General features: G+C 59.7%; 11 protein-coding genes. 7 read left to right on the plus strand and 4 right to left on the minus strand.

Annotated features, from left to right (window positions below):
* Position 1 precedes the first annotated feature (1 nt).
* On the plus strand, positions 2–220 hold the full coding sequence (locus YY7_RS61205; protein ID WP_028168406.1) for a hypothetical protein: 219 nt from the start codon (positions 2–4) through the stop codon (positions 218–220).
* Between the two features lie 790 nt (positions 221–1,010).
* Here the strand turns inward: YY7_RS61205 and YY7_RS64585 are convergent.
* The 3 genes from YY7_RS64585 to YY7_RS63950 are packed head-to-tail and all read right to left on the minus strand — an operon-like array spanning position 1,011 to position 2,159.
* Positions 1,011–1,139 carry a hypothetical protein gene (locus YY7_RS64585; protein ID WP_283807045.1) on the minus strand — a complete coding sequence of 43 codons (129 nt, stop codon included), beginning with the start codon at positions 1,137–1,139 and terminating at the stop codon, positions 1,011–1,013.
* 42 nt (positions 1,140–1,181) lie between these two features.
* Positions 1,182–1,874, minus strand: a complete 693-nt coding sequence (locus YY7_RS0142120; protein ID WP_028168408.1) for a glutathione S-transferase family protein — start codon at positions 1,872–1,874, stop codon at positions 1,182–1,184.
* 36 nt (positions 1,875–1,910) lie between these two features.
* A complete protein-coding gene (locus YY7_RS63950) occupies positions 1,911–2,159 on the minus strand; it encodes a DUF1127 domain-containing protein (RefSeq protein ID WP_035692403.1) in 249 nt (82 codons plus the stop codon).
* Between the two features lie 133 nt (positions 2,160–2,292).
* On the opposite strand from YY7_RS63950, the gene YY7_RS0142130 reads away from it, so the two are divergent.
* From YY7_RS0142130 to YY7_RS0142145, 5 genes are all read left to right on the plus strand, one after another.
* The gene (locus tag YY7_RS0142130) at positions 2,293–3,225 is read left to right on the plus strand and encodes a transcriptional regulator GcvA (protein ID WP_245287609.1); all 933 of its coding nucleotides are present in this window, start codon (positions 2,293–2,295) and stop codon (positions 3,223–3,225) included.
* A 205-nt stretch (positions 3,226–3,430) separates the two neighbouring features.
* On the plus strand, positions 3,431–3,709 hold the full coding sequence (locus tag YY7_RS63955) for a hypothetical protein (RefSeq protein WP_245287610.1): 279 nt from the start codon (positions 3,431–3,433) through the stop codon (positions 3,707–3,709).
* 137 nt (positions 3,710–3,846) lie between these two features.
* On the plus strand, positions 3,847–4,155 hold the full coding sequence (locus YY7_RS63960; RefSeq protein WP_245287611.1) for a hypothetical protein: 309 nt from the start codon (positions 3,847–3,849) through the stop codon (positions 4,153–4,155).
* 113 nt (positions 4,156–4,268) lie between these two features.
* On the plus strand, positions 4,269–4,745 hold the full coding sequence (locus YY7_RS57150; RefSeq protein WP_051397217.1) for a hypothetical protein: 477 nt from the start codon (positions 4,269–4,271) through the stop codon (positions 4,743–4,745).
* Positions 4,746–4,928: 183 nt separating this feature from the next.
* On the plus strand, positions 4,929–5,471 hold the full coding sequence (locus tag YY7_RS0142145) for a c-type cytochrome (RefSeq protein ID WP_245287612.1): 543 nt from the start codon (positions 4,929–4,931) through the stop codon (positions 5,469–5,471).
* A gap of 227 nt (positions 5,472–5,698) precedes the next feature.
* On the opposite strand, the gene YY7_RS54655 is transcribed toward YY7_RS0142145, so the two are convergent.
* A complete protein-coding gene (locus YY7_RS54655) occupies positions 5,699–6,016 on the minus strand; it encodes a hypothetical protein (protein WP_028168412.1) in 318 nt (105 codons plus the stop codon).
* A gap of 164 nt (positions 6,017–6,180) precedes the next feature.
* Here YY7_RS54655 and YY7_RS0142155 point away from each other — a divergent pair, with 164 nt between their 5' ends.
* Positions 6,181–6,492, plus strand: a complete 312-nt coding sequence (locus YY7_RS0142155) for a hypothetical protein (RefSeq protein ID WP_028168413.1) — start codon at positions 6,181–6,183, stop codon at positions 6,490–6,492.
* The last annotated feature ends 305 nt before the right edge of the window (positions 6,493–6,797 follow it).

Below are 6,797 nucleotides of genomic sequence, written 5' to 3' on the forward strand. Positions count from 1 at the left end.
GATGTTCAACAGAGACACCGTCATCCACCTGATCGGCGACCCCTGCCTGAACCTCTATCGGGCGATGGGCAAGGGCTATTGGTATTTCAAGTTCGACGACGGCGCGCTGTCCGGCACCAAAGCGGTGCTGGTGAAATCGCTCAACGACCTGCCGCTCGATACGTGGGTGAGTGAGGGCAGGACATTCGCCGCGGAGATGCGGGCGAAGCACAAGCGGTGACGGTCGCAGGAGCAAGCAGTGATCGATAAACGGCGGCAGTGGCCGCCGCCATAGGCCTGCAATCTTCGCTGGAGGACTTCGCGCCGCCAATCCCCGGCTGGTCCAAGACCAGCACACGCTGGCAGGCCGCAAGCTCGGGCGTGGTCTCGATCACTTCCGCAACGACGGCGCGAAGCTCGCACCGCCGCCGAGAGGTGATGATCCATACGAAGACGAAGCCTATCGGTTTTGGGCCTAAGCGGCGGGGCAGGCCGTGAACGTCCGGTCCGGCTAACAGCCGACGTAGAACGCAAGTCGCGTTTTGACCGTGAGCAGAAAGACCATGGCCGGAGGATACGGCAGTAGCCGGGTGGTTCAACCGCGTTGAGTTCGGCGTCGTGGGTCACGCAGATGGAGCCGCTCAACGCGGAGCGGTTACGCCTAAAGTACGGCCACGGCAAGCTCGAAAGCGTCTCCAAGCTCGGCGTCATCTCAGCCGCCAAAGCTGTTTGCGCTTCCGCCTGTGTCGGATGAGCCGTACCGATAACTTTCATTTCACCAGGGGCAGGCTGGGCAGTGACAACTTTACATTTCATCGTCGCGGGATCTTGAGCTACGTAGAACGCGGAAGTGCCTGATGGGGGCGCTTGTCCGGTGGTTTTGTCCTGCTGCGCAAATGAAGGTGCCCAAATGCGAGAATGGTGGCGACCGTCGCAAAAAGAATTTTCGTCATAGTATCTACCTCCTAGCATTGGACAGCGAGCAAATAGAGGCAGCCGACAAAGGTTCCAGCGAAGAGGGATATATTTTTCTACTGGAATCCCCGCAGGGTCGCTTCGTGTTTACCCGCAGCGTGATCGATCACTTCGACGGTGTTGCGCGCGATATGCGCGATGAAGACGCGCCGGGTCTTGGGGTCGAATGCGGTGTGCAGAGGCATCCTTGCCTCGCCGCGGTTTCCGACAAGTTTGGATTTGCAGGGTCAGTATCTCGGTCGGTGCGAATTCGCCCACTCGCGGGCATGCGGAATCGGTTCGCGCGGCGGCAGGATCGCGCGAAGCTTTCGCGTCGCCGGCAGGTTTTCCATGCGCTCCCGCCATCGGCAGAAAGCCGGATAGTTCGGGTACATCGCCTTGCCCTCCTCCGTCAGGCTGAAGGCGAAGGTGCTCGGGAGCAGGAAAAAGTCCGCAATCGTGAGGTCCGAGCCGAGCAGGTAGCCTTGGCCGTGACTCAGTTCGCGCTCCACCATGCCGAGCGCAAGCTCGACCTTGGGCATCGCGTGTGCCACGACCTTTTCGTCGGATGCGATGCCGAGTTCCGGAAAGACCAGCCGTTCGTGCGTCACGTGATAGATCATGTAGGGGTAGTAGTAGGAGTTGACCGCACTGATCCACTGGTTCATGCGCGCTCGCAGGCGGACGTCGCGCGGCGTCAGCTTTGGCCCCTCGAAGGCTTCGTCGACATAGGAGGCAATCGCGCTGGTCTCGTAGACCGTGAAGTCGCCGTGCCGAAGAATCGGGACCCGGTTGAACGGGTGCAGCGCCAGATGCTCGCGCTTGCCCATCACCGGTTCAAGGTCATGAAAGCCATACGCTACGTCCTTGTGCGTCAGAATCAACCGCACGATGTTGACGTAGGGGCTTCGCGGGAAGCCATAGACGATTGGCTCTGCCATCTGTTCCTCCTCTATCTTGTTCGTAACGGGCGCTTGTTATCGCCAGAATGGCTTAGCGGCCTCGTCCAGCGCCTCTTCGCGCGTGAGGCCGATGTCGGCGAGCAGATGCTTGTCGTCGGCCAGATCGCGGAGTGCCAGGCGCAGCCTGCGCCGCGCGGCCCAAGCACGAAGCCCACGCTGCGGAACGTCGATCCTTCGCACCGAATTCCTCTGATAAAGTTGCGCGCGCGGACTCGCCGACTGGATCCATCGAAACGGCGCTGCATCATTGATCAAGGCTGACATCGACAAGCTCCAAATCTCGTGAAATGCTGTACTGGAGCTGTTCAATAGAGTGAGCGGGCCGTTATCCGCAAAGCATCGTTTCTCTGGCCGGCCCTAGTTTTTCTCATGAAGTCCTTGTGCGATGCGTCCACGCTTGCCGCCCCTGAATGCGCTGAAGGCTTTCGAAGCCGCGGCTCGGCATGAAAGCTTTACCCGCGCAGCCGAGGAGCTTTGCGTCACGCAGGGCGCCGTAAGCCATCAGGTCAAGGCGCTGGAGGCTGAGCTTGCGATCAAGCTGTTCAATCGCGAGCGCCAGCGCCTGATCATCACCGAGGCGGGCAAGGACTATCTCACCATCGTACGCGATGCGCTGGACCGTATTGCGGTTGGCACCGAGCGGCTTCTGCAAAGGCAAAACGCCGGCGTCCTCACCGTCAGCACCTCGCCAGACTTTGCCGCCAAGTGGCTGGTTCACCGGCTGGGCCATTTCGCCGAAGCTCACCCCGGGATCGACCTTCGCGTTTCCGCAACACTTCATCACGTCGACTTCGCGCGAGAGGAAGTCGACCTTGCGGTGCGCCATGGCGAGGGCAATTGGCCCGGGCTCGATACGATCAAGCTGAGCGCCGAGCAGCTCTTTGCCGTTTGCAGTCCGAAGCTTCTCTCGGGTCGGCGACGGCTCAGCAAGCCAGCCGACATTCTCAAATATCCGCTGATCCATATGGATACCCGGGCAGATTGGTCCAGGTGGCTGCAGGCGGCGGGCGTCAACGACACGCATATCATCCACGGTCCGGTGCTCAATCGGGCAAGCATGGTAATCGACGCGGCGATCAACGGCCAGGGTATCGCACTTGCCCGTACGACATTGGCGGCATGGGACCTGATCAACGGGCGGCTGGTGCGGCCGTTTCCGGAAGCATTGCGACTTTCGAAGACCTACTGGATCATTTGTCCGAAGGCGACGGCAGCCCAGCCGAAGATCGTCACGTTCCGCGACTGGCTTTTGGCAGAGGCTTCCAGGGATCTGCGACAGCTCAAGAAGCTGGGCTGGTGCTTGAACCCGCTCAAGGAGAGCGGGGACTGATCCGTCCTCACGTAGACGATTGAAGATCAAGCAACGGTCAGTAATCCTTCCTGATCGCCGTTGCGAATAGGAAAGGCGGCGTAAAACCGTCGCTCGTTGCGGCCGTTCGCTTCCTGCGCTATTTCACTGATCGGGGACGTCGCAGCCTCCCCGTAAAATGGTGACCCCATGCAAGCGCTGCCCGCTTTTTTTGTGGAGCGAGCGCATGGACGGGTCCACTTTTGAACTTCCGCTATTTCTGCTTGCGACCTTTGCGGGTGCACTTGTTGCTGGGCTCTCGGCTTTGCCTTTGGTTGTGGCGGCTTCGCTATGGCTTTACATCCTCACGCCGCTGCAGAGCGCGACATTGATCGTCGGTTTCGGTCTTCTGGTGCAAGGCTACTCAGTCTGGAGACTGCGCCGCGCGCTCGATGGGAGCAAATTGCTGCCGTTCATCGTCGGCGCCGCTCTCGGGGTTCCGACGGGCGTGTCTCTCTTGACCTGATCCTCGAACCGTCCGCATCGCGGTTGGTGCGTTCCTCGCTGCGTACAGTCTCCGCGCACTTCTCCGACCCGGCCTAAAACCGATCTCCACCGGAGCGAGCGCGGCCGACGCTGCGGTTGGCTTGCTCAACGGCGTGCTTGGAGGCCCTGACCGGCTTAGCAGGCATACTGGTGACGATCTGGTGCGGCCTGCGCGGCTGGTCCAAGGACCTTCAACGCACAATATTCCAGCCCGTTGCCGTTACGACCTTCCTCATGTCAGCGCTCTGGCTTGGAGGAAAGGGAACGGTGACCAGCGAGACCGTTAAACTCTTCGTGATGGGTTTGCCGTGCTTGCTAATCGGAACATGGCTTGGGCTGAGATTGTTTGTCTCCATTGACGAAGCGATGTTCCGAAAGATCGTCCTCGCTTTGTTGCTGATTTCGGGAGTCTTGCTGGTTATCTGACAGCCGATTGACAGCAGCGACGGCAATCGGTTTATTCGATCTATGGGGGCGTGCGATCCCCCCACGAGGCGACATGCCCAAGAATCGCGTCCGAACTTCACCAAGGACGCCGCATGTCTGCCATCAACTTCTCTTCTTGGATTCGACGTTTCTCCCGCGATAGCGACGTTTGCGCAAACCTGTCGCGCATCCGGATAGCAAGCCTGCTCCGGATAAGCCGCGTCAGCATCCGGGCTCTCGCGATCTCAGCCGCGCTACTCGCTCCGGCGCATGTCGCGTCGCGTCCTCTTGATGCACCGGCGATCAGTTCGGATCGTGAGGCAAACCAGCAGGTCCTGACGAGCCAAATCGACGATCTCACTCCAGCGCGGGCAATCCGAGCTAGGCCGCAAGAAAAGTTGCGGGGAGTCGTCGCGGAGGTGGACCAGCGCCATGATCGGATCACCGTGCGCCTGACATCTCTCACGACTGCCGACTTCAAGGTACAGGACGGTCTGCTCTTCGATTCTGTTCGTTATGGCGACCAGGTCGAACTCACTGTCGAGACCATCAATGGAGAGAGGACCATTGTTGAGCTTACGAAGGAATAAATCGTGGTGTGTGTTTGCGAACACGCTGTGCCGTACGCTTCGCAGGTCCGCTTCCGGCAGAATGGTCAACCAGCGGAGGATCGCGACCGTGCGAGATGCTGTTGGCGGACGGGGGGCGGCGGGATGAAATGCATTAGACCGACGTCGCTACGAGTCCTTGTTGCACTAGTGACCTTCGCGCCAATGCAAGTCCTTGCGGCGGATGCTGAGGCCGGAAAGAACAAGGCCGAGGCCTGTGCGGGGTGTCACGGTGACAAAGGTGTCTCCGCCACCGAGAACACGCCGTCATGGGCGGGGCAACCTGATCAGTTCTTGCAATGGCAGCTGGTTTTCTTCCGCAGCGGTGCGCGTAAGAGTGAGGTCATGGGACCAATCGCGGAACAACTCAGCAACGAAGATGTCCGCGACCTCAGCGCTTACTTCTCTTCGCTCAAGCCTTCCGATCCAGCCGCGGCGAAGGTGCCCGACGATCATCCCGACTTGACCGAAGCTGGCAAGAAAGCGGCTGCGGCCGGACGGTGCGCCTCTTGTCACGGGGACAACTACGCTGGCAGCAGGGCCGTCGCCCGCATTGCGGGTCAACGCGAGGACTATCTTGCGAAGGCACTCCACGACTACAAAGCCGGCGTTCGATCCGGCGGCGGAGTGGCCGCGATGGCCGAGGTAGCTTATCCCTTGACCGAGGACGATATTTCGCCGCTGGCGCATTACCTCGCACGACTCTAGCAGAGATGCCAGATGCAATGAGGCGACCCGGTCGGAACCGAGCGATGATCTCCGCCGAGGACGTCTGAAGCATTGGTGGCCGACGCCAATAGGGCTCTGGTTCTTGGGCGGACTTGCGTGTTGATCTGGTGGTGGGTCCGGTCCCACGGACTCCCTTCCCTATGCATTCGAAGGAGGTCAATCATGACCACGCAAGAGCATTGGGCCGAAGATCACGCGTACTAGACTCAGAAGTGGGTGATGGGCTTGTTGTCCGGCCCGAGCAACGTGGAAGGCGCCTCTTTGAAAACCAGACTATCTGGGGCGAACCTGATTGTCTTCCCGCCTACCACAAAGTCGGCAAAGTTGTGGGGAATCGCCGAATGAACGCCAGTGGCCAGGAAATCAGAGAGTAAGAAGCAGATGTCGGGCCTTCCGCCAGATCCGGCCGCTAGGAATCCTTGGAAGTTCTGACCTGTGACATGCGCCTTCTTGCGCGCCGACCAGTTGGTATAGCGCCGATAAAGCTTGGGAAAGATGGCAGGTCCCTTGTCCGTGGCCAGCACGCTGAGGTCGCCGACCTTTGGTTCGCGCAGATTGAAATCGAAGGGACCAATCGTAACCGATCGGCGCGGAAGCGGACGCCAATTGGCTGGTAGACGCAGAAGGATTCGAACTGGGGCACTTTGGCTTCAATGCCGTTCTGCGCGATTACGCCCGGCTAGGACGTTTGCTGGCGCATGATGGCGCATGGGATGGCAAGCAGATCGTTCCGACGCAATGGATGATCGATGCGACCACCATTCGAGCTTCGGATGACTATCTGCGACCGGTCGTGGCGACGAGGAGATTTGGCTACGGTTATCTCTTGTGGCTGTTTCCCGGTGAGAGGCGGCAGTTCGCGTTGTTAGGATTCAAGGGCCAGTATATTTGCGTTGATCCGACCTCTAAGGTCGTCATGGTGCACACTGCAATTGAGGACCCGGTACATCGAGGCGAACCATGGGCTCTATGGTCGGCACTGGTCGATCAGCTAGGCTGATAATAGCTCGGGACAAGTGACCCGAATGTATGGTCCGGCCGCGCGTTGCAAGCGGTTTCGTCAACCTGGCAGATGCGGTCTTGCATCAATGTATCCGGCCTCTGATTGGAGCGTGCTGGGCTCCGGGCCATCATGGATATCAGCGCGCATTCGAACTGATTAGCGGACAGGCCTCGAGCGGGCCATTCGGGTCACCAGTGTTCGCATGCGCCGGGAAGACCGATCCTCCATGGTCGTCTCATCCTCTCGCAGACCTCGGCGGGTAAGGGATGTTGGTTACGTCATCGATGGGCTCCTCACTTCGC

Source organism: Bradyrhizobium elkanii WSM2783 (genome assembly GCF_000472865.1).
Taxonomy (GTDB): Bacteria; Pseudomonadota; Alphaproteobacteria; order Rhizobiales; family Xanthobacteraceae; genus Bradyrhizobium; species Bradyrhizobium elkanii_A.